The following is a 19,296-nucleotide window of genomic DNA, read 5'->3' on the forward strand; positions in this document are numbered from 1 at the left end:
TGGGCCTGGAGATAAGGCGCCTCGTAGGGTGCACATGGCCGCTGACGGTCATCGGCGAGGCGGGGCGCCGAATCAGCAAATCACGCTCTGAAGCTAAATTCAGGTTATCAGATCCGTCAAACTCCAGAAAATGGATTTGCCATGCTCCTCGGTGCAGGTTAGTCACACCACCCCGGCACACCGCGGCGGATCCGCTTCGAGAAATCGGGGGCATCATGGGCCTGTCTGGCGCGTTCGGTGATATCGCCGAGACGGCGCAGCTCACAGAGGCGGTATCCGTCAACGAGACCGCCATGCTCATGGATGTAGCCCGGCAACAGGCCGCTGAGCAGCAGGCGATGGTCCAGCGGCAGCCCCTCGATGATCTGGCGCATCATGGCGAACATCAGGGTGGTGCAGTTGGCGGTGATGGTGTGGTAGAAGCGCGGCTGGCGCTCCAGGTCATTGGCCGCCGCCACCAGGGCCAGCAGCAGGTCGCGACGGGCCTCGGGCGCAAGGGTGACATGGTAGAGGGTGACCCGCTCGCCCCGCACGTTGCTGCGCAGGCGCACGGCGTCACGTTCGTCGGCGGCGATGATCGCCAGCTCGTACTGTTTGAAGAAGCCGCCGATCTCCGAGAAACGCTCGTGGCGCTCGCGGCGCACCTCCACCGAGAAGGCCACGAACGCCTCCTCGCCCGGCCCCTCGCCGGAAAAGCCGAAGGAGACCAGCACGTGGGCGATACCCGGCCGGCCCCAGCTCGAGACGAACAGGTCGACCGACTGCAAACGCCGCAGGTCATAAGTTCGCCGCTCCCAGCCTCCACGGGCCTCGGTCGGGGTCTGCCAGTCGAAGTGGCGCACCCGGTGAAGGGTCAGCCGCTCCCCCTCGACCTCCCCCGTCGCCAGGTGGGCGACATCCTCGGCCCACGCCAAATCCTTCGACGGCGTCAGGCGCCGCCACCAGGTCAGCAGCGCCGCCATCTGCACCGCCATGGCGGCAAGCGGCCCCAGCCGCGCGCCCTGCCAGGCGAGCCATAGCCAGCCCGACCCCGCCGCCAGCCACAGCCCCACCCCGCCCCACCGCCAGGGGCGCGGCAGCGGCAGGCGATGGCCCAGGGCCAGCGCCCCCCACAGGGTGGCGAGCGCGATCCCCAGCCCCAGCAGGCCGGTCAGCAGTGCCATGATCATCGTCATCGTCGTCCTCGCCGGCATGATGGCGCGAACGCAGATAATACGGCGACTCGCCGAGCGCCACCGCCCCCAAGGGGCAGGCCCGTAGATTCGGTCACGACGCTCGGCGCGCGAACCAGGCGTCGCGCCAGCCATCGATCAGCTCCCGCTGGTGGGGTTGCAACGCCTGATAGGCCCAGGCGGCGATCTCGTCATTCTGGGGATCGGGCACGGCGATCGCGCTGCTCGTCAGCGCCTCGATCACGGCATGGCCACACAGCGGGACATAGCCCTCCGAATAGCCGCCCTCGTGGACCATCACCAGCCGGCCCTGGCAGACCCGCTCGGCGAGCGCCATCAGCTGGCGGGTCATGTCGCCGAAGGCCGCGCTGTTGAGCAGCATCTTGCCCAGCGGATCCTTGGCGCAGGCGTCATAGCCACAGGCCACCACGATCAGCTCGGGCCGGAAGGCCTCGAGGGCCGGCATCACCAGCTCGCGCATGGCGTGGTCGTAGGCCCCGAGGCCGCAGCCGGGCGGCAGCGGCAGGTTGAGGCAGGCCCCCTCGCCGGCCCCCTCGCCTTGCTCCTCGAAGGTGCCGGTGTCCAGCGGGAAGTTGCCCGCCTGGTGGATCGAGACCGTGAGGACCTCGGGGTCGTCGTAGAAGGCGGCCTGCTGGCCGTTGCCGTGGTGCACGTCCCAGTCGAGGATCGCCACGCGCCCTACCTGCCCCAGGGCGCGGGCGCGCATCACGGCCACCGGGATGTTGCCCAGCAGGCAGAAGCCGCGGCCGCGATCGGCCTCGGCATGATGGCCGGGCGGCCGGCACAGCGCATAGGCCCGGGTCCGTTCGCCGGTGGCCACGGCCTCGACCGCCGCGATGGCCAGCCCCGCCGACTGGCGCGCGGCGGCCAGGCTGCCCGGGGTGTAGGGCGCGCAGTCGCCGCCGTCGCCGCCCAGGGACCGATCCCCGGCCTCGAGCGCCGCCAGGTAGCGCGGGGTGTGGAAGCGCTCGAGGTCCTCACGGCCCGCCGGTCCCGGCTTGCGCACGCTGAGCTCATCGATCAGCCCGGAGACCTCCAGCAGGTTCTTGAGCCGCCGCTTGCTCTCGGCGCTCTCCGAGGCCGGCTGGGGCTGCAGGAACTCGCCCGGCGCCGAGAAGACCCCGATGGCGCCCGGGTCGTGCCAGAAGCAGCGCTCGTGCCAGTAAAAGCCGACGGCAGGCGGACCTGCGACAGTCGTGGCTGATCCGTGCGAGTGCCCCGCCGTCATGAAGCACCCTCCAGCCGCTCCCACACCTCGATGGCCGCGGCCAGGTCCTCCAGCGAGGCGCCCACCGACTTGAACAGCGTGATGGCATCCCGGGAGGAGCGTCCCGGGCGCTCGCCGCGCAGCAGCTCGACGAGCTCAGCCTGGATATCGTCGAAGGCGAAGCGCCCCTCGTCGATGGCCTGCAGGATATCGCCCGCCTCGCCCCGGGCGCCGGGATAGGTGTCCACGAACACCTCGCTGCGGGCCAGGCACTCGGCGTCGGTCTCGCGCATGCTCGGCCGGAAGGCGCCGATGAGGTCGAGGTGGGTACCGGGCGAGAGCCAGTCGCCGTGGATCAGCGGCTCGGTGGAGAGGGTCACGCAGCTGATCACGTCGGCCTCCCGGGTCGCCGCCTCGAGGTCGGTGACGGCGGCCGTGTCGAAGCGATCGGCATACTCGGCGGCCAGCCGCTCGGCCTTCTCGGGATGGCGTCCCCAGATCCGTACCGTCGCGATGGGACGCACCGCGGCGTGAGCCTCGATCACCATCGGCGCCATCCGGCCGGTGCCGACCACCAGCAGGGTCGCGGCATCGTCCCGGGCCAGCTCCCGGGCCGCCAGGGCCGAGGCCGCCGCGGTGCGCCGCCGAGTCAGCTCGCCGCCATCGAGGCAGGCCAGGGGCCGCCCATGGTCCCCCTCGCTGAGCAGGTAGACGCCGGAAATGGCCGGCAGGCCGTGGTCGGCGTTCTGCGGAAAGACATTGACCATCTTCATGCCGATATAGCCGGCCCGCTCCCAGGCCGGCATCAGCAGCATGGTCGCCTCGCCGTCCGGCCGATGCATGGCGTGGTGGTGGCGCGGCGGCGACTCCACGCCCTCGCGAAAGGTCGTGGCCAGCCGCTCGACCAGCGCCAACCAGTCGAGCGCCGCCGCCACTTCCGTGTCGGTGATGATGCGCATCTCAGCCCTCCGGGAGTGCCGCGGTGACCATGATCTCCACCTTCCACTCGGGCTTGGCGAGCTTGGCCTCGACGGCGGCCCGCACCGGTGGACGCCCCGGCACCACCCAGCTGTCCCAGGCGGCGTTCATCTGGTCGAACTCCGCCATGCTGGTCACCCAGATCTGGGCGGCAATCAGCTGCTCCTTGGAGGTACCGGCCTTGGCCAGCAGGTCATCGATGCGCGCCAGCACCTGCTCGGTCTGGCCGCGCATGTCGGCGCTGGCATCCGTCGGCACCTGGCCCGCCAGGTAGACGGTGCCGTTGTGTACGGTGATCTGGCTCATGCGGGCATTGCTGTCGTGATAGGTGACGGTCATGGCGTGGTCTCTCGTCGGGATGGCAGTCAGGCTGCGGTATAGCCGCCCAGCAGGGCGGCCAGGTTGTCGCCCAGGTGCTCGGTGGGGTAGCCCCCCTCCTGCACCAGCACGATGGGCAGGCCGAGGGCGGCGATGCGCCGGCCCACAGTAATGAAGTCCTCGGTCTCCAGCGCCAGGCCGGCGAGCGGGTCGTCCTTGTGGGCATCGAGCCCCAGCGCCACCACCACGGCCTGGGGCCGGAAGGCGTCGAGATGCTCGATCAGGCGATCCAGCTGGGCCAGGAAGGCCGCGCCATCGCTGCCCAGGGGCAGCGGCAGGTTGACGTTGGCCCCCTGGCCGTCGCCCTCGCCGTGCTCATCGGCGCCGCCCCAGAAGAAGGGATAGAAGTCGGCGGGGTCGGCGTGCAGCGAGCCGGTCCAGACATCGCCGCGGCGATAGAAGATGTCCTGGGTGCCATTGCCGTGATGGAGGTCGACGTCGAGGATCGCCACCCGCTCGTGCCGCTCACGCAGCACCGTGGCGGCCAGTGCTGCATTGTTGAGGAAACAGAAGCCCCCCGCCCGCTCCGGGCCCGCATGGTGGCCCGGCGGGCGACACAGGGCATAGGCCGCGGACTCACCAGCGAGCACCGCATCGGCGGCGGCCTCGGCGCTGGCGGCGCTGGCCAGGATGCCGGCGAAGCTGTCGGCGGTCATCGGGCAAGCCATGTCGTGCATGTGCCAGCCCACCAGCCCCACCGGATGACGGGGATAATGATGGCCGCCCCCACAGGGGTGGACGTTGGGCGCCACGATCTCGGCGGCATTGGGCAGCGCCCGCCAGCGGGCATGGATGGTCTCGAGGAAGTCGAGATAGCGCGGGGCATGGATCCTGGCCAAGCGGTCTCTCAGCCGCGCGCTGTCGACCTCGGTGGGCGGGGTCATGGAGAGGCCCATGGACGCCAGCCCCCGGGTCAACAGCTCGGCCCGCACCGGCCCTTCCGGGGAGTCCACCGGCCGGCCTCGCAGCAGGAAGGTCGGCGGCGCATGGCGTTGCTGGTCGGGGTGATAGAAAAGCTTCATCGTCAACGCTCCCCGGTCCAGCAACGGTCGGTTCCCTGAGTGCCCTGCCCTTGGGTGAAGAGCTTCGTGGCGCGTCGCCTGGCCAGGCTCGGCTGGTATTGGCCATGACCCAGGGTGGCAGTAGACGGATCGAGAAAGGGCATCGGCATCATCGGCTCGCGGTCACCATCGACGAGTTCAACATGCCGAGGCAGACCGTGGAACGCAAGCCGCGGCCCGGGCGCTGCCGGGGATGCTCGCCCCGCCCGGCGCAGATGCTATGGTATCGCAAGGTCCAGCGCCTCACCCGGGGAGTCGCCCCCGTGCCCTCCGATCCCTCCCCCTCGGGCATCGACAGGGCCCGGCAGTGGCTCCTCCTCGACCACACCTGACTGGAAGTTCCCGATGCCCCGTTTTCCCGACCACCTGACCGGCGACGGCCCGACCAATCCCTTCCCCGGCATCCGCGTGCTGGAGCGGCGCCTGGGCCGAGAGATCCCCCACCGCCTGGGCTCCAACGAGGGGCTGGACATGCCCCATCGGGCCCTGCGCGCGCACTTCGGCGACGCCATGGTCGAGCACGCCTACTGCTACGGCGACTCGGAGGCGCTGGGCGTGCGCCAGCGCCTCGCCGAGCAGCAAGGCCTGCCCCTGGACGCGCTGCTGGTCGATGCCGGCGCCGACAGCCTGATCGCGCTGGCCCTGCGCACCGTGGCCGAGCCCGGCACCACGGTGGTCGCCACCGCCGGCACCTACCCCACCTTCGGCTACTTCGCCAGGGGCCAGGGCTGCCGGCTGGTCGAGGTCGCCTACGACGAGTCGCCCGGGCGCCTCGCGCCGGACCTCGAGGCCCTGGTGGCCGCGGCTCGAGAGACCGAGGCGCGGCTGGTCTATCTGGCCAACCCCGACAACCCCAGCGGGCATCTCCACGGTGATGATGCCGTGCGTCGCCTGCGCGAGACCCTGCCCGACGACTGCTGGCTGCTGCTCGACGAGGCCTATCACGACTTCCGCGAGGACGCCGACAGTGCCTTCTCCCGCCAGGTGCTGCCCGGCGTGATCCGCCTGCGCACCCTCTCCAAGGCGCATGGCCTGGCCGGGCTGCGCATCGGCTATGCCATCGCCGAGCCCGAGACCCTGGCGATGATGATGAAGGTGCGCATCCACTACGCGGTCTCGACCCTGACCCTGGCCGCCGCCGAGGTGGTGCTCGACCATCCCGACGAGACCCGCGAGCACATCGCCGCCGTGCATCGGCGCCGGGAAGTGCTGGCCGAGCATCTGCGCGGACTCGGTGCCGAGGTGCTGCCCAGCGCCACCAACTTCATCGGCGTGCAGATGCCAAGCGCCGCGCTCGCCGAGCGGGTCAACCGGGAACTCCTCGAGGCCGGACGCCTGATCGCCCGCCCCGCCCATCCGGACCTGGGTCACGTGCTGCGCATCACCGCCGTGGAAGACGCCCTGGTGCCGGGCCGGCTGACGATACTCGAGAAGGCTCTGCGCCCGGCCTAGTTCTGATCTCTCGGCAACTGGATGCGGCGACGATCGCGGCGACGTCGCCATCGGCTTCGGCCCTGACCAACGGCCGGCCCTCAGCAGGGCGCTTTGCGGGAGAAGAGGGCCACAAGTCGTCCGGCCTTTGCCCTTCGCGCCACGGTCCCCTCACCCATCAGACGGGGCGTCGACCCGTACCCGCACATAGGACCCCGGCGCCTCCTCGAGGGGCGGGTAGTCACTGCTGCCGGGCTCGCGGGCCGGTACCTGGCCGCCGGCGTGGCGCTTGAGCCAGGTGCGCCATTCCGACCACCAGGAGCCCGGGTGGTGGGTGGCCGAGGCCAGCCAGCGCTCAGGGTCTTTCGGCAAGCGGCCATAGGTCCAGTAGCCGTACTTCGGCGAGTCCGCCGGGTTGATGACGCCGGCGATATGCCCGGATCCGCCGAGCAGGAAGCGGGGGTTCTTGCCCAGCAAATGTGCCCCGCGGTAGCTGGAATGCCAGGGAGCGATGTGATCCTTCTCGGTTGCCACGAAAAATGTCGGGATGCGCACCTGGCTCAGGTCGATGGCTTCCCCCGCCAGGGTGATCCCGCCCGGTTCGGCCAGGCGGTTCTCCAGGTACATGTTGCGCAGGTAGAAGCTCTGCATGCGCTTCGGCATGCGAGTGGAGTCGGAATTCCAGTAGAGCAGGTCGAAGGCCTTGGGGTCGCGGCCGAGCAGGTAGTTGTTGATCACGAAGCCCCAGATCAGGTCGGCGGATTGCAGCAGGTTGAAGGCGTTGGCCAGGTGCGTGCCTTCCAGGTAGCCGAGCCGTTCCATGTGCTGCTCCATGTTGCGGATCTGCTCCTCGTCGATGAACACCTCCAGCGGCCCCACGTCGCTGAAGTCGAGCAGGGTGGTGAAGAAGGTGGCGCTGTGTACCCGGTCATCGCCCCGGGCGGCCTGGTGCGCCAGGGTGCAGGCCAGCAGGGTACCGCCGATGCAGTAGCCGATGGTGTTGAGCGTGTCCTCGCCGGTGACCTCCTGCACCACGTCCATGGCCTTGAGGGTGCCCTGGGTGAGGTAGTCGTCGAAGGCCACCTCGGCATAGCGCTTATCCGGGTTGACCCAGGAGATCACGAACACGGTGATGCCCTGTTCCACCGCCCAGCGGATGAAGGAGCGCTGCGGGGTGAGGTCGAGGATGTAGAACTTGTTGATCCAGGGCGGGACGATCAGCAGCGGCCGGCGGTCGACCTCCTCGGTGGCCGGGGCGTACTGGATGAGCTGCATCAGATCATTCTGGAAGATGACCTTGCCCGGGGTCACCGCGAGGTTCTCGCCCAGTGTCAGTTCGGCCGAATCGCTCTGCTTGATGCGCAGCAGGCCCTCGCCCCGTGACAGGTCCTCCATCAGGTTAGCCAGGCCCTGTAGCAGGTTGGCGCCGCCGGTGCGCACCGTGGCCTCGATCACTTCCGGGTTGGTGGTGGCATAGTTGCTGGGGGCGAGGGCGTCGATCAGCTGATGGGCATAGAATTCGACCTTCACGCGCTCGTCGTGGTCCAGCTCCTCGGTGACCTCGTGCACCCCCTTCAACCACTGCTCGGCGGTCAGCTGGTAGGCCTGGCGCAGCGCGTCGAAGAAGAGGTTCTCCTCCCAGCCCTTGCCCTTGAAGCGCCGGTCGCGCGGCGCGGACTCGTGGTCCGGTGAGGACGCTTCACCGAGCAGGCGCTGGGCGGTGTCCTGCCAGAGGGCGGTGTAGCCCTGCCACAGTTGCCGCTGGAGCTCGAAGGCCTGCTGCGGATGGAACATGAACTGCTGGCCCAGCCGGGCGAGCGACTTGGCCGCGACCGCCGGGTCGGGCAGGGTGAAGAAGTCCCCGCGCGCCTGGCGCTCGAGCCAGCCCTGCCAGGCTCGAGATGAGCCGGCCGACACGCGCGCAAGGGTCTCGGCATAGCGCTGTGCCAGCTCGTCGGAGGGCGTCTCCTGGGGGGATGGCGCCGGATCGCCAGGTTTCGCTGACGACGGTTTCTGGTCACTCATGGCCTTGCCCCTTGGTGGGTACCGCTCGATAGCGGCCTGTCTCCGAGCCATGGCCGGAGGCAGGCCGACGAACCAGGGCCGACGCGCTGACCCCACGCGGCCGCAACCTTCCGTTTCAGTATCGTCGGGACTGGGTGAGACGCCAACCAGGATGCGCTCCCCTCCCCCATCAGCCAACATGCTCATGTCGTCAGGCTCGCGCTCTACCGCCTTGTCGCTCCCCTCCAGCGCTCCTAGCTTGAGAGTCACTCGCCTTGCACTAGGGTAAGGCCCGCCGGTGTCGTGATGATGTCCGACGTGCCGATACCCGATGAGGAGCCGGCATGGACTTCAGCGACCCTCCCCCCGAGGCGGCCGTGCCCGTCCTTCTGACCGAACAACCTACCGAGAGATCACAGCGAGCCCTCTAAACGAATCGGCCCCAGAAGAGGCGCAACACCATGGAACCTCGCCTGCTCTATTCCCTGGCGGCGGACGCCATCCTGATGGTTCACGCGGCCTTCGTGCTGTTCGTGGTGCTGGGACTGGCGCTGACGCTGGTCGGCAAGTGGCGCGCCTGGCACTGGGTGCGTCATCCCGGGTTCCGCCTTGCTCACCTGGTGGCGATCGGCATCGTGGTGCTGCAGGCCTGGTTGGGCGCGCTCTGCCCCCTCACCGCTTGGGAGATGGCGCTGCGAGAGAAGACAGGCGATGTCGTGTATACCGGCTCCTTCATCGCCTACTGGCTGCACGAGCTGCTGTACTATCAGGCCCCCGCCTGGGTCTTCACCGTCGTCTATACGTTATTCGCTGGCCTCGTTATCCTCAGCTGGATCTGGGTGCGTCCTCGCTCCTTCCGCCGCAAGGGACGCCGTGACGCCCGCTGATGCGTGATGTCGCGGTCCGAGTGAATCCGCGACAACTGTGACTTTGCATACCCCTATGCGGACGCCAACATCAACGCCTTGGCCCGGTGCCATGATAAGGCAGCGGTGCATGGGGCGGCGGCACAGGCAGGGATTCCGGTGTCCCGTCAGGAGCTGCTGCGGCTGGCCCCCGACCTCCCCGCTCTGCCCCGGGCCTTCCCGGCCTTGCTGAAGCCCCACGACGGCAGCGGCAACATAGGCATCACCACCAGATCGCTGGTGCATGATGCGGGAAGCGACGCCTGCTGCCTGCGCAACCTGCTGGAGGAGCGGGCGACCCCCGCCAGGATCGTCGCGGAAGAATACCTCCCCGGCCGCAAATTCAGCGTGGCCGTCCTGGGCGCCACGGGGACCGGCGAGGAGCCGATATACCAGCTACCGCTTACGATCGAGGACAAGGTCCAGCGCACCGTGTATGGCCGGCAAAGCGAGGCACGGCTTGTGGCGAAATGACAGTCGTGACAGGTGTCACGTGACAGTTGTAGCGCCGGCGTATCACCATGGTCAACTCGAATCCTCCCTTTTCTTTAAACCCCGTTAGAACTCAGTACATTAAACAGCGATCGCGACATACTCCTCTCTTGGCATGGCCCTTGCTTAAAGTACCCATGTTGCCCGTGACATACCGCGGTAACCATCAAGACAAAACAACTCATAAGACACGGAGTCATGCCATGACTTTCACTCCGAAGCGTACGATGCTTACCCTGTCCCTGCTATTGGCCGCCCAGGCCGCCCAGGCCGAACTTCCCGGCATGCAGGGGCCGCAACACTTTGGCTTTACCGTTCCCGACCGTCAGGCCGCCGTCGACTTCTTCGTCGAGGTGATCGGCTGCGAGGCCTACTTCACCATCGGTCCCTTCGGCCCCTTCGAGGACGACTGGATGACGGTGAACCTGAACGTCCACCCGGAGGCCACCATCCCCGCCGCCCACCTGGTGCGCTGCGGCGACGGCACCAACCTCGAGATCTTCGAATACACCGCGCCGGACCAGCGCACCGAACAGCCCCGCAACAGCGACATCGGCGGACACCATATCGCCTTCTATGTCGACGATATGGATCAGGCCGTGGCCTATCTGAAGGAGAACGATGTGAAGGTGCTGGGTGAGCCCCATACCTTCACCGAAGGCCCGATGGAAGGCCTGACCTGGGTCTACTTCATGGCGCCCTGGGGCATGCAACTCGAGATGGTCAGCGTGCCTTTCGGCAGCATGGGGTACGAAGAAGAGAATCGCGGTCGTCTCTGGGACCCCAGGCACTAACTTCCGATCGTCACTCGCCCCATTCTCCGAGATGGCCGCGAACCGACACCGGCGAAACAGGCGAAAAAAGGAGATGGCCGATTGGCCATCTCCTGTTTCCTACCAGGGCCCGCTTGCCCATGGCAAGGCGCCTCGCGTCGCTAGCGACGTATCAATGGGTTGTTTGACTAGCCCCGGTAACGCGCCAGCAGCGTGTCGAGGGTCTCTGGTTGGAAGCCGGGGATCGCCTCGCGCAACGCGATGTGTCGCTCGGCCCGGAAGCGCATGGGGTCACCGATACCGGCCTGGAAGTCGTTGACGACCGCCACCAGCTCCGCGGGATTTCCCTCGACCTGCATGGCGCCATGCACCAGCAGAGCCATGTCACGACAGCCCCGCACCCGGCGCCAGCGCTGGGCGGTACCGACCAACTTGCGCCCGGCGATGCGCACGTTGAAGCGCCCATCGCAGTAGGAACCGGCGACCGGGCCGAGATCGCTGTCCGCCACGCCCAGATGACCGAGCCAATCGCACCAGGGATCGCCCAGCCGGTGATAGCCCCACTCGAGGTGGGCCGCCGAGCCGCCCACCCGGCAGCGCTGGGCCAAGGCGACATTGATCACCTGGGGCGACTGGGGCACCGGCGTCCCGCCGGTAGCACGGAAGCGAACCGGCCAGCCCCGCTCGGCCAGCCGCGCCCGGGCCTCGGGGAAGCCCGCCAGGCGCTCGTGGCGACGCGGCATCACCAGGCCCCGGTCCCGGGGCGACCAGGCCAGCCAGCCGAGCGATATCTCCCCCTGACAGACCATATCGAGGAGGGCCTCCTCGGCGACGAGGCCCTCCTCCACCGTGGGGCGTTGCAGGGTCATGCTGGAGATGTCGAGCGGACCGGTCATGGTTCCCCCGGATCAGTGGCGCAGTTCGTGGTCGAAGGCATCGGGCGCGAGGCGCTCGATGCGCTCGACCAGCCTATCGAGAAAGGCCGCCGCCGGCGCGCCATTGACCGCCCGGTGATCGAAGGTCAGCGACAGGCCGATTACCTCCGCGGCTCGCCCGCCCCCGTCGCCGTCCGGCACCATCCGCGCCTCGATGCCGCCGATGCCGAGGATCGCCACCTGGGGCAGGTTGAGGATCGGCGTGAAATGGTGCACCCGGGAGCGCCCCAGGTTGGAGACGGTGAAGGTGGCCCCGGTCAGCTCACGCACGCCGAGCTTGCCGGCACTGGCCTGCTCCACCATGTCGCGTCGTGCGCCGGGCAGTGTCCCCAGTTCGATTGCCTGGGCGTCGAACAGCGCCGGCGCCAGCAGCAGATCATCGGGCAGCGGCACGGCGAGCCCCAGATGCACCGCAGGGTGTTCGGTGATGCAGTTGTCCTCCAGGGTGGCGTTCAGCGCCGGGAACTCGGCCAGGGTCTGGACCACCAGGCGCAGCAGCAGGTCCTGCACCGAGGGCGGCGTGAGCCCGGCGCCCCGGCAGTGCTCGCGCAGGGTCTGAACGGCGCCGAGCTCGGCGCCGGCATGGTGGGTGAGCTGAGCGGTCGATTGCAGGCTCTCGCGCATCTTGGTGGCGATCATGCCGCGCATCCCACGCAGGGGAATCTCGCGCGGCTCCTGACCCGCCCCCGGGCCGGCCGCCTCATCGGCGGCGCTTGGTTGAGTGTCGAGTGGCATGGTGGCCTCCTCAGTCGTCCAGGCTGGCGATGGTGGTACCCTTCGCGACCACCTCGTCTTCCTGCTTGGCGATGGCGAGGCGGCCGGCGGCCGGCGCCTCGATCTCATACTGGGCCTTCTCGACCATCACCTCGGCCACCAGGTCGCCCTGGCTGACCTGGCTGCCATCATCGACCAGCCAGGCGGTGATCACGCCCTCGTTGTCACCTTCCCAGAGATCCTCGGGTACGGTAATCGCGGTGCTCATCAGCGGTGTCTCCTGTTATTGGCTCATCATTTGGTGATAGGCGTCGACGATCTTGTCGGCATTGGGCAGCGCCCACTGCTCCATCGTCGGCGCGAAGGGGATCGGAATATCCGGGTAGGCGACGCGCCGGGGCGCGGCCTTGAGGCAAGAGTGGTCGTGCTCGGCCACGCTGGCGATGATCTCGCCGCTCACGCCATAGCTGTGGTAGTCCTCGTCGACCACGATCAGCCGGCCGGTCTTGGCCACCGAAGCACGCACCGTCTCGCGGTCCAGCGGCACCAGGCTCCTCAGGTCGACCACCTCGGCATCGACGCCCTCCTCGCCCAGCGCCTTGGCGGCGCGCAGGCAGTGATGCACCCCGGCACCCAGGCTGACCAGGGTCAGGTCCTGACCTTCCTTGACCACGGAGGCCTTGCCGATCTCGACGGTGTAGGGCTCCTCGGGCGTCGCTACGGTGGCGCCCTTCTCGGTGCCCAGCCAGCCCATGCCCTGCAACGACTTGTGGTACATGAAGACCACCGGGTTGTCGTCACGGATCGCCGCGGTCATCAGGCCCTTGGCGTCATAGGCGTTGCTCGGCACCACCACCTTCATGCCCGGCAGGTGGGCGAAGGTGCCGTAGAGGCACTGGGAGTGCTGGCCACCGTCGGAATAGCCGCCACCGGTAGAGGTCATCAGCACCATCGGCACCTTGACCTTGCCGCCGGAGAAGTAGGTGTTCTTGGCCATCATGTTGTAGATAGCGTCCATGCACACGCCGAAGAAGTCGACGAACATCAGCTCGACGATGGGACGCATGCCGTCGGAGGCCGCGCCCACGGCGGCGCCGATGAAGGCAGTCTCGGAGATCGGGGTGTCGCGCACGCGTTCGGACCCGAACTCCTCATGCAGGCCCCGGGTATTGCCGAAGACGCCGCCGAGCGGTCCCACGTCCTCGCCCATCACGAAGACCGTCGGATCCTGGCGCATTTCCTGGGCCGTCGCCTCGGCCATGGCCCGCGCAATGGTCAGCTTGCGGGAGCCGGTAGCAGCGGTTGAAGTGGTCATGGGTTCTCTCCTGGGCAATCAGATGAAGACGGTTTCAAGGGCCGCCTCGGCGGGCAGGAAGTCGCTCTCCCGCGCGAAGCGGATGGCCGTCTCGACGCGTGCGTGGGCCTCGTCGACCAGGTGGCTGTCGGTGGCCTCGTCGAGCAATCTGGCCTCGATCAGCGCCTGGCGATAGCGCGGGAGGGGATCATGGCTTTGGAGCCCGGCCTTCTCGCCTTCGGGCCGATAGTCCTCACTGTCGCCCATGAAGTGACCGGCCAGCCGCGAGGTCTCGATCTCGATCAGCGTCGGCCCCTGGCCGTCACGGGCCCGGGCGATGGCAGTGCCTGCGGCCGCGAACACGCCCTCGACGTCATTATCGGCGACATGCACCCCGGGCATGTTGTAGCCGCTGGCGCGCAGGTCATTGCGTGGCACGGCGGTGGAGGCCTGCTTGGCCACCGAGATGCCCCAGGCGTTGTCCTCGATCACGAACACCACGGGCAGCTGCCAGACCGCCGCCAGGTTCAGGGCCTCGTGGAAGGCGCCCTGGTTGGCCGCCCCCTCGCCCAGGAAGGCCACCGCCACGCCGGGCTTGCCCTGCAGCTTCCGGGACAGGGCGGCGCCCACCGCCGGCCCCAGGCTCTCGCCGATGATCCCCGAGCAGGAGAAGTTCACCCCGGCATCGAAGATGTGCATGTGGCCACCCCGCCCGCCGGAGAGGCCGCTGGCCTTGCCGAAGATCTCGGCGACCATGGCATCGAGGTCGACGCCCTTGGCCACGGCGATATGGTGCGGCCGGTGGGTGGCGACGACGACATCCTCGGCGTCGAGGTGGGCGCAGACCCCCACCGCACAGGGTTCCTGACCGTTGGAGAGGTGCATCTCGCCGGGAATCGGCCCCTTGGCCATGTTGAAGACCGGCGTCTTGCCTTCCATGTAAAGCGTCTCGATGCGTTCCTCGAGATGACGGCTGGTCACCATCTGACGGTACATCCACAGCCGCTGGTCGTTGGTCGGTTGCATGGGGAGTCCTCCGCTCAGAGTTCTTGGCGCTGCATGCGCTCGGCGATGTGATCGGCCTGACGCAGTGCCAGGGCGACGATGGTCAGGGTCGGGTTCTCGGCCCCGCTCGAGGTGAACTGGCTGCCGTCGGAGACGAACAGGTTGTCGATGTCGTGGGTCTGGCCCCACTGGTTGACCACCCCGTCCTCGGGACGGGCACTCATGCGATTGGTGCCGACGTTATGGCTGGTGGGGAAGTCCGGCACCTTGAAGATGCGCTCGGCACCCGCGGCCTCGTAGCAGCGCCGCGCCTGCTGCTCGCCATGGCGGCGCACCTTCGCGTCGTTGGGGTGATCGCCCTTGTAGACGACGGGGACCGGCAAGCCGTACTGGTCCTTCTTGGTGTCGTGCAGGGTGATGCCGTTGTCCTCCATCGGCAGGTCCTCGCCGCAGATCCACACCCCGGAGAGGTGGTCGTACTTGTCCAGGGCGGTGGTGATATCGCGGCCCCAGCCGGCATTGGTGGGATCCATGAACTTGGCGAAGAAGGGCACGCCCAGCGACATCACCTCCAGGGTGTAGCCGCCGACGAAGCCCCGCGACGGATCGAGGCGCGCCTCGTCGGAGATGATGCCGGCGAAGGTGGTGCCACGATGCATGTGCACGGGCTTGGGCATCACGCCGAAGATGCAGCTGGTGGCGTGGGTCATGTAGTTGCGCCCTACCTGGCCGGAGGAGTTGGCCAGGCCGTCCGGAAACATCGAGGAGTGGGAGTTGAGCAGCAGGCGCGGCGACTCGATGGAATTGCCGGCGAGGCACACCGCCCTGGCCCGCTGGCGATGCTGATTGCCGTCGCCATCGACATAGACCACCGCGGTGGCCCGGCCCTGGTCGTCGTGTTCGATCTTCAGCGCCATGGACCGCGGCCGTACCTCGCAGTGGCCGCTGGCCTCGGCGCGGGGAATGTCGGCGTACATGGTCGACCACTTGGCACCGAAGCGGCAGCCCTGCATGCAGAAGCCGGCCTGCATGCAGCGGCCCCGCTCGTCGTACTCCTCGGTGTTGATGGCCATGGGACCGGAGCGCAGCTGCTTGTAGCCGATGCGCTCGGCGCCGGCGGCCAGCACCTTGAAGTTATTGTTCCACTGGTGATAGGGCATGCCGGTGGACTCGCCGGTTACCCCCATATGGCGTTCGGCCTTTACATAGTAGGGCTCGAGGTCCTCGTAGGAGATCGGCCAGTCCAGCAGGTTGGCTCCCTCGAGATCGCCGATCTCACTGTGCAGTTTGAATTCATGGGGCTGGAAGCGCAGCGAGACGCCGGCCCAGTGGATGGTGCTGCCGCCCACGCCCTTGACGATCCAGGCCGGCAGGCCGGGGAAGGTCTCGGTGAGTTGGCGGGGGCCGGCGGTGATGCGCTCATCGAGCCAGGAGATCTTCTTGAACATCTCCCATTCGTCGTTCTCGATGTCGTTCATTTGGTAGCGCTTGCCGGCCTCCAGCACCACGCTGTCGATGCCCTTCTTGGCCAGGGCCTGGGCCAGGGTGCCGCCACCGGCCCCTGAGCCGATGATCACCACCACGCTGTCGTCGTCATAGTCGAAACGTGTTGCCATGGCGTGCCTCCTCTCGCTTCGGTTGTTGTTATCGCGTCACACCGGATATCGGGCGTTACAGCCAGTCGATCTCCAGGTCATCGAAGCCACGGTGGAGGTATCCCCCCTGCTCCCACGACGAGCCCTCGTAGCCGAAATACGGCCCCCAGAGCGCGGGGTTGTCATAGAGCCCCACCACCAGGGTGCCCCGCACCGTCTGGAAGAAGTCACCGTCCTCGATCTCGCGCAGCAGCGCCGCCCGGTCGGCTTCCTCGCCGATGTCGCTGTAGTGCTTCCCGTGGGCGTCTCGGGCCCGGCGATCGAGGTCGGCCAGGCCGTCGGCGATCAGCGCCCGGTTATTCTCCAGCAGCGGCTCGAGAGGGGTGAGGTAGTAGCGGTCGGGGATGGCATCGTGGGGATAGATGTCACGGCCCATGCGCAGCAGGCCGGCGGCCAAATCGGGCTCGGCCAGGGCCCAGCGTGGCCAGAGGCCGCCGGCGCCGAGCGCTGCTCCGGCAACCAACGCGCCTTGGCCGGTGAGGCTGAGGAAGCGACGCCGGCTCAGCGGCATCGCCTTGGGAGAAGGGGTCATGGCGTGGCTCCTGTTGTTATGCGAGACCTGGTCTCGCGTTGTGATCAGCCAGGGCGACCACTCGGCCGCACACCACTCCCCTCGCAGCATTCGTGCCAGGAATCGGCATCAAGGATGCAGAGGACTGTCATGCAAGGAAAAATCCGGGATTTGGGGAGGCGGCAGGAGCGTCATTCGCTGCGGGGTGAACGACGACTATTACACTCGCCGTGACACTCCGCTTTACACAGCGTTGTTACAGGTGTAACGGGGGCGACCAAGGTCGAATCACCGTTGGTCTCTGCGGGGCGTACCTTGAATGACAGGACAACAACAATCCGATGACGCACCGGTTCGCCGACGCAAGGCCATCACCATGAGCACCGCCCAAGCACAGCGAGAACATGTCGAGACGATTCTGCACTCCCTCGACCATCCCGACGGGGGCGAGGATGCGGTAATCGAGCGTTCATGGCGTCGCTGCATCGACCGCTATGGCCTCGACCCCACGGCGCCCAGTCCACCCCGCTATGTCCCCGACCGCACCCTGCGCGAGCACCAGGACCAGGCCGACGCCCTGATCCAGGTGGCCCGGGCCGGGGTGGAGCAACTCTATCGCCAGGTGACGCCGCTGGATTATGTGGTGCTGCTCACCGACGCCAGGGGCATCGCCGTGCAGTTCCTCGGCGCGAGCAGCGCCCAGTACGAGCACCAGCGCACCGGCCTCTATCTGGGGGCAGACTGGAGCGAGGAGCATGCCGGCACCTGCGCGGTGGGCACCTGCATCCAGGAGCGGGTGCCGCTGACCTGCCACCACAGCGACCACTTCAGTGCCCACCATATCCGCCTGACCTGCACGGCGGCACCGGTCTTCGACCCCGACGGCCAGCTGCTGGCGGTGCTGGACATCTCCGCCTATCGCTCGCCGGAGTCCAAGGCCTCCCAGACCTTCGCCCTACAGGTGGTCAAGCACTATGCGCGGATGATCGAGGACGCCTACTTCCTGCAGCGCTACAGCGGCTACCACATCGTCTGCCTGGACCGCTCCCGGGAGTTCGTGCAGATCAACCGACGCTACCTGATCGCCATCGAGGAAGACGGCACCCTGCTGGCCGCCAACACCGCCGGGCGCAAGCTGCTGCGCCACCACGACCTGCCCCTGGCCGGCCCAGGCGAGGCAAGACCGTTCCGGGCCTGGAACATCCAGGACCTGCTCGACGCCGAGATCAATGAGGTCCTCGACATCCAGCGCTACAGTGACGACGGAGTGCGCGCCTTCCGCACCCACCGCCACCGCGAGCTGCACTTCGCCACCCTGCTCGAGCCGAAGCGCCGCCGCGCCCCCAGCGGCCAACCACGCCCAGGCGACAGCAGCCTGGCCCCTCTGGAGGCCCTGGCCGACGACGACCCGGCGATGCGCGACACCCTGACCCGCGCCGCCCGGCTGCGCAACGAGCCAATCAACCTGCTGGTGGTCGGCGAGACCGGTACCGGCAAGGAGCGCATGGCCCGGGCCCTGCACGACTCCAGCCGGCGCCGCGACCAGCCCTTCGTGGCGATCAACTGCGCCGCCATGCCCGAATCGTTGATCGAGAGCGAGCTGTTCGGCTACGAGCCCGGCAGTTTCACCGGCGCCAACAGCAAGGGCATGAAGGGGCTGATCGCCCAGGCCGACGGCGGCACCCTCTTCCTCGACGAGATCGGCGACATGCCGCTGCAGCTGCAGACCCGGCTGCTGCGGGTGCTGGCCGAGCAGGAGGTGCTGCCGATCGGCGCCAGCCGGCCGGTGAAGGTCGACCTGCGCGTGGTGGCGGCCACCCACCGCGATCTGCGCACCCTGATCGACGCCGGCCGCTTCCGCGAGGACCTCTTCTATCGCCTGAACGGCGCCAGCTTGCGACTGCCGCCGCTGCGCGAGCGGGCCGACCAGGGCTACCTGATCCGGCGGCTCTTCGAGGACCTGCAGGCCGAGCGCGGCGAGTCGCAGTCCCGATTGCGCGGCGATGCCATGAGCGCCCTGCTGGCCTACCCCTGGCCGGGCAACATCCGCGAGCTGCACAATGCCCTGCGTTATGCCCTGGCCACCTGCGAGGGCGACGAAGTGGTGGTCGGCGATCTGCCGGAGGAATGCATCAGCAGCCACCTAGCGCATCCGGCGGCACGCCCCGCCGAGACACCCGACGGGCCCATCGCCGGCCACTCAGCGGTGGCACGCCCCCAGGACCCGCTCCACGAGGCCCTGCGCCGCCACCGCTGGAACATCAGCGCCGTGGCCCGGGAACTAGGGCTGTCACGACCGACCATCTACCGACGCATGAAACGCCTCGGGATCACGCCTCCCCACCAGCAGGACGCCCTGTGATACCGGGGCCCGCCCCTCCAGGTTTCGGCCAGTGCTGTGCCTCACCGCCGTGGAAGACGCCTTGGTGCCGGGCCGGCTGACGAGATTCCAACCAACTGGCCCTGCGGCAGCGATGGCATGCGGGGGAGACACTGGGTAGGGATGGGGAAGCGTCTGCTCAGCAGCGCCCTTTCTTGGCCTGGCCGGGCGGGCAGAAGCCGCCACCGTGGCCATGACGTTCGTGGTCGTGACCGTCGTGACGGTCGCCAAACTCGATCAGCGGCTCGGAGGAGATCCGCGCCGGCGTGTAGCTGCAGCCCGCCAGCACGGTCGTGGCGATCAGCAGGAGGGACAGCAGGAGGACTCGACGCATCATAGGGACTCTCGGTGGATGAATCATGACGGATCACCATTCTAAC

General features: G+C 68.0%; 20 protein-coding genes. 6 read left to right on the forward strand and 14 right to left on the reverse strand.

Annotation, left to right across the window (positions count from 1 at the left end):
• Window positions 1-158: 158 nt before the first annotated feature.
• From FEI13_RS14105 to FEI13_RS14125, 5 genes are all read right to left on the reverse strand, one after another.
• Window positions 159-1,175 carry an Lnb N-terminal periplasmic domain-containing protein gene (locus FEI13_RS14105; RefSeq protein WP_240036533.1) on the reverse strand — a complete coding sequence of 339 codons (1,017 nt, stop codon included), beginning with the start codon at window positions 1,173-1,175 and terminating at the stop codon, window positions 159-161.
• A gap of 91 nt (window positions 1,176-1,266) precedes the next feature.
• Window positions 1,267-2,421 carry a class II histone deacetylase gene (locus FEI13_RS14110; RefSeq protein WP_138182159.1) on the reverse strand — a complete coding sequence of 385 codons (1,155 nt, stop codon included), beginning with the start codon at window positions 2,419-2,421 and terminating at the stop codon, window positions 1,267-1,269.
• Window positions 2,418-3,359, reverse strand: coding sequence for a bifunctional Delta(1)-pyrroline-2-carboxylate/Delta(1)-piperideine-2-carboxylate reductase (gene lhpI, locus FEI13_RS14115; protein WP_138182160.1), 942 nt, complete (start codon window positions 3,357-3,359; stop codon window positions 2,418-2,420). The genes FEI13_RS14110 and lhpI overlap by 4 nt, the downstream gene beginning before the upstream one ends.
• Window position 3,360: 1 nt before the next feature.
• Window positions 3,361-3,717, reverse strand: coding sequence for a RidA family protein (locus tag FEI13_RS14120; RefSeq protein ID WP_138182161.1), 357 nt, complete (start codon window positions 3,715-3,717; stop codon window positions 3,361-3,363).
• A gap of 26 nt (window positions 3,718-3,743) precedes the next feature.
• Window positions 3,744-4,778: a histone deacetylase family protein gene (locus FEI13_RS14125; RefSeq protein ID WP_138182162.1), complete on the reverse strand. Its 1,035-nt coding sequence runs from the start codon at window positions 4,776-4,778 to the stop codon at window positions 3,744-3,746.
• Window positions 4,779-4,960: 182 nt separating this feature from the next.
• Here FEI13_RS14125 and FEI13_RS14130 point away from each other — a divergent pair, with 182 nt between their 5' ends.
• Window positions 4,961-5,149, forward strand: coding sequence for a hypothetical protein (locus FEI13_RS14130; RefSeq protein WP_138182163.1), 189 nt, complete (start codon window positions 4,961-4,963; stop codon window positions 5,147-5,149).
• Between the two features lie 13 nt (window positions 5,150-5,162).
• The gene (locus tag FEI13_RS14135; protein ID WP_138182164.1) at window positions 5,163-6,269 is read left to right on the forward strand and encodes a pyridoxal phosphate-dependent aminotransferase; all 1,107 of its coding nucleotides are present in this window, start codon (window positions 5,163-5,165) and stop codon (window positions 6,267-6,269) included.
• Window positions 6,270-6,419: 150 nt separating this feature from the next.
• Here FEI13_RS14135 and FEI13_RS14140 read toward each other — a convergent pair whose 3' ends face one another.
• A complete protein-coding gene (locus FEI13_RS14140) occupies window positions 6,420-8,273 on the reverse strand; it encodes a PHA/PHB synthase family protein (RefSeq protein ID WP_158294553.1) in 1,854 nt (617 codons plus the stop codon).
• 440 nt (window positions 8,274-8,713) lie between these two features.
• Here FEI13_RS14140 and FEI13_RS14145 point away from each other — a divergent pair, with 440 nt between their 5' ends.
• The 3 genes from FEI13_RS14145 (at window position 8,714) to FEI13_RS14155 (ending at window position 10,443) form a co-directional block, all read left to right on the forward strand.
• Entirely contained in the window at window positions 8,714-9,139 is a 426-nt protein-coding gene (locus tag FEI13_RS14145; protein WP_138182166.1) for a DUF2784 domain-containing protein, read from the forward strand.
• 138 nt (window positions 9,140-9,277) lie between these two features.
• Complete coding sequence (locus tag FEI13_RS14150; protein ID WP_138182167.1) at window positions 9,278-9,631, forward strand: D-alanine--D-alanine ligase family protein; 354 nt, start codon at window positions 9,278-9,280, stop codon at window positions 9,629-9,631.
• Window positions 9,632-9,852: 221 nt separating this feature from the next.
• On the forward strand, window positions 9,853-10,443 hold the full coding sequence (locus tag FEI13_RS14155) for a VOC family protein (protein WP_138182168.1): 591 nt from the start codon (window positions 9,853-9,855) through the stop codon (window positions 10,441-10,443).
• Between the two features lie 167 nt (window positions 10,444-10,610).
• Here FEI13_RS14155 and FEI13_RS14160 read toward each other — a convergent pair whose 3' ends face one another.
• Genes FEI13_RS14160 through FEI13_RS14190 form a run of 7 tightly spaced genes read right to left on the reverse strand, consistent with a single transcriptional unit; the run spans window position 10,611 to window position 16,557 of the window.
• Window positions 10,611-11,318, reverse strand: a complete 708-nt coding sequence (locus tag FEI13_RS14160; protein ID WP_138182169.1) for a lipoyl protein ligase domain-containing protein — start codon at window positions 11,316-11,318, stop codon at window positions 10,611-10,613.
• Between the two features lie 12 nt (window positions 11,319-11,330).
• Window positions 11,331-12,092, reverse strand: coding sequence for a 2-oxo acid dehydrogenase subunit E2 (locus FEI13_RS14165; protein ID WP_138182170.1), 762 nt, complete (start codon window positions 12,090-12,092; stop codon window positions 11,331-11,333).
• 10 nt (window positions 12,093-12,102) lie between these two features.
• The gene (locus tag FEI13_RS14170; RefSeq protein WP_138182171.1) at window positions 12,103-12,339 is read right to left on the reverse strand and encodes a biotin/lipoyl-containing protein; all 237 of its coding nucleotides are present in this window, start codon (window positions 12,337-12,339) and stop codon (window positions 12,103-12,105) included.
• A 15-nt stretch (window positions 12,340-12,354) separates the two neighbouring features.
• On the reverse strand, window positions 12,355-13,386 hold the full coding sequence (locus FEI13_RS14175) for an alpha-ketoacid dehydrogenase subunit beta (protein ID WP_138182172.1): 1,032 nt from the start codon (window positions 13,384-13,386) through the stop codon (window positions 12,355-12,357).
• Between the two features lie 18 nt (window positions 13,387-13,404).
• Window positions 13,405-14,391 carry a thiamine pyrophosphate-dependent dehydrogenase E1 component subunit alpha gene (locus FEI13_RS14180; RefSeq protein ID WP_138182173.1) on the reverse strand — a complete coding sequence of 329 codons (987 nt, stop codon included), beginning with the start codon at window positions 14,389-14,391 and terminating at the stop codon, window positions 13,405-13,407.
• Window positions 14,392-14,405: 14 nt separating this feature from the next.
• Window positions 14,406-15,986 (reverse strand): GMC family oxidoreductase, encoded by a 1,581-nt coding sequence (locus FEI13_RS14185; protein ID WP_138182174.1) that lies wholly within the window; start codon window positions 15,984-15,986, stop codon window positions 14,406-14,408.
• 55 nt (window positions 15,987-16,041) lie between these two features.
• The gene (locus FEI13_RS14190; protein WP_138182175.1) at window positions 16,042-16,557 is read right to left on the reverse strand and encodes a gluconate 2-dehydrogenase subunit 3 family protein; all 516 of its coding nucleotides are present in this window, start codon (window positions 16,555-16,557) and stop codon (window positions 16,042-16,044) included.
• 355 nt (window positions 16,558-16,912) lie between these two features.
• Between FEI13_RS14190 and FEI13_RS14195 the strand changes: the two genes are divergently transcribed.
• Window positions 16,913-18,898: a sigma-54-dependent Fis family transcriptional regulator gene (locus tag FEI13_RS14195; RefSeq protein WP_138182176.1), complete on the forward strand. Its 1,986-nt coding sequence runs from the start codon at window positions 16,913-16,915 to the stop codon at window positions 18,896-18,898.
• A gap of 157 nt (window positions 18,899-19,055) precedes the next feature.
• Here FEI13_RS14195 and FEI13_RS14200 read toward each other — a convergent pair whose 3' ends face one another.
• Window positions 19,056-19,253, reverse strand: a complete 198-nt coding sequence (locus FEI13_RS14200; RefSeq protein ID WP_204758403.1) for a hypothetical protein — start codon at window positions 19,251-19,253, stop codon at window positions 19,056-19,058.
• Between the last annotated feature and the right edge of the window lie 43 nt (window positions 19,254-19,296).

It is taken from the genome of Halomonas urmiana (genome assembly GCF_005780185.1).
GTDB lineage: Bacteria > Pseudomonadota > Gammaproteobacteria > Pseudomonadales > Halomonadaceae > Halomonas > Halomonas urmiana.

Coding starts and splice junctions, on each gene's coding strand:
- FEI13_RS14195 (WP_138182176.1), top strand. CDS start 16,913: ATGAGCACCGCCCAAGCACAGCGAGAACATGTCGAGACGATTCTGCAC.
- FEI13_RS14125 (WP_138182162.1), bottom strand. CDS start 4,778: ATGAAGCTTTTCTATCACCCCGACCAGCAACGCCATGCGCCGCCGACC.
- FEI13_RS14140 (WP_158294553.1), bottom strand. CDS start 8,273: ATGAGTGACCAGAAACCGTCGTCAGCGAAACCTGGCGATCCGGCGCCA.
- FEI13_RS14155 (WP_138182168.1), top strand. CDS start 9,853: ATGACTTTCACTCCGAAGCGTACGATGCTTACCCTGTCCCTGCTATTG.
- FEI13_RS14180 (WP_138182173.1), bottom strand. CDS start 14,391: ATGCAACCGACCAACGACCAGCGGCTGTGGATGTACCGTCAGATGGTG.
- FEI13_RS14165 (WP_138182170.1), bottom strand. CDS start 12,092: ATGCCACTCGACACTCAACCAAGCGCCGCCGATGAGGCGGCCGGCCCG.
- FEI13_RS14160 (WP_138182169.1), bottom strand. CDS start 11,318: ATGACCGGTCCGCTCGACATCTCCAGCATGACCCTGCAACGCCCCACG.
- FEI13_RS14130 (WP_138182163.1), top strand. CDS start 4,961: ATGCCGAGGCAGACCGTGGAACGCAAGCCGCGGCCCGGGCGCTGCCGG.
- FEI13_RS14110 (WP_138182159.1), bottom strand. CDS start 2,421: ATGACGGCGGGGCACTCGCACGGATCAGCCACGACTGTCGCAGGTCCG.
- FEI13_RS14200 (WP_204758403.1), bottom strand. CDS start 19,253: ATGATGCGTCGAGTCCTCCTGCTGTCCCTCCTGCTGATCGCCACGACC.
- FEI13_RS14175 (WP_138182172.1), bottom strand. CDS start 13,386: ATGACCACTTCAACCGCTGCTACCGGCTCCCGCAAGCTGACCATTGCG.
- FEI13_RS14105 (WP_240036533.1), bottom strand. CDS start 1,175: ATGACGATGATCATGGCACTGCTGACCGGCCTGCTGGGGCTGGGGATC.
- FEI13_RS14135 (WP_138182164.1), top strand. CDS start 5,163: ATGCCCCGTTTTCCCGACCACCTGACCGGCGACGGCCCGACCAATCCC.
- FEI13_RS14185 (WP_138182174.1), bottom strand. CDS start 15,986: ATGGCAACACGTTTCGACTATGACGACGACAGCGTGGTGGTGATCATC.
- FEI13_RS14120 (WP_138182161.1), bottom strand. CDS start 3,717: ATGACCGTCACCTATCACGACAGCAATGCCCGCATGAGCCAGATCACC.
- FEI13_RS14170 (WP_138182171.1), bottom strand. CDS start 12,339: ATGAGCACCGCGATTACCGTACCCGAGGATCTCTGGGAAGGTGACAAC.
- FEI13_RS14145 (WP_138182166.1), top strand. CDS start 8,714: ATGGAACCTCGCCTGCTCTATTCCCTGGCGGCGGACGCCATCCTGATG.
- FEI13_RS14190 (WP_138182175.1), bottom strand. CDS start 16,557: ATGACCCCTTCTCCCAAGGCGATGCCGCTGAGCCGGCGTCGCTTCCTC.
- lhpI (WP_138182160.1), bottom strand. CDS start 3,359: ATGCGCATCATCACCGACACGGAAGTGGCGGCGGCGCTCGACTGGTTG.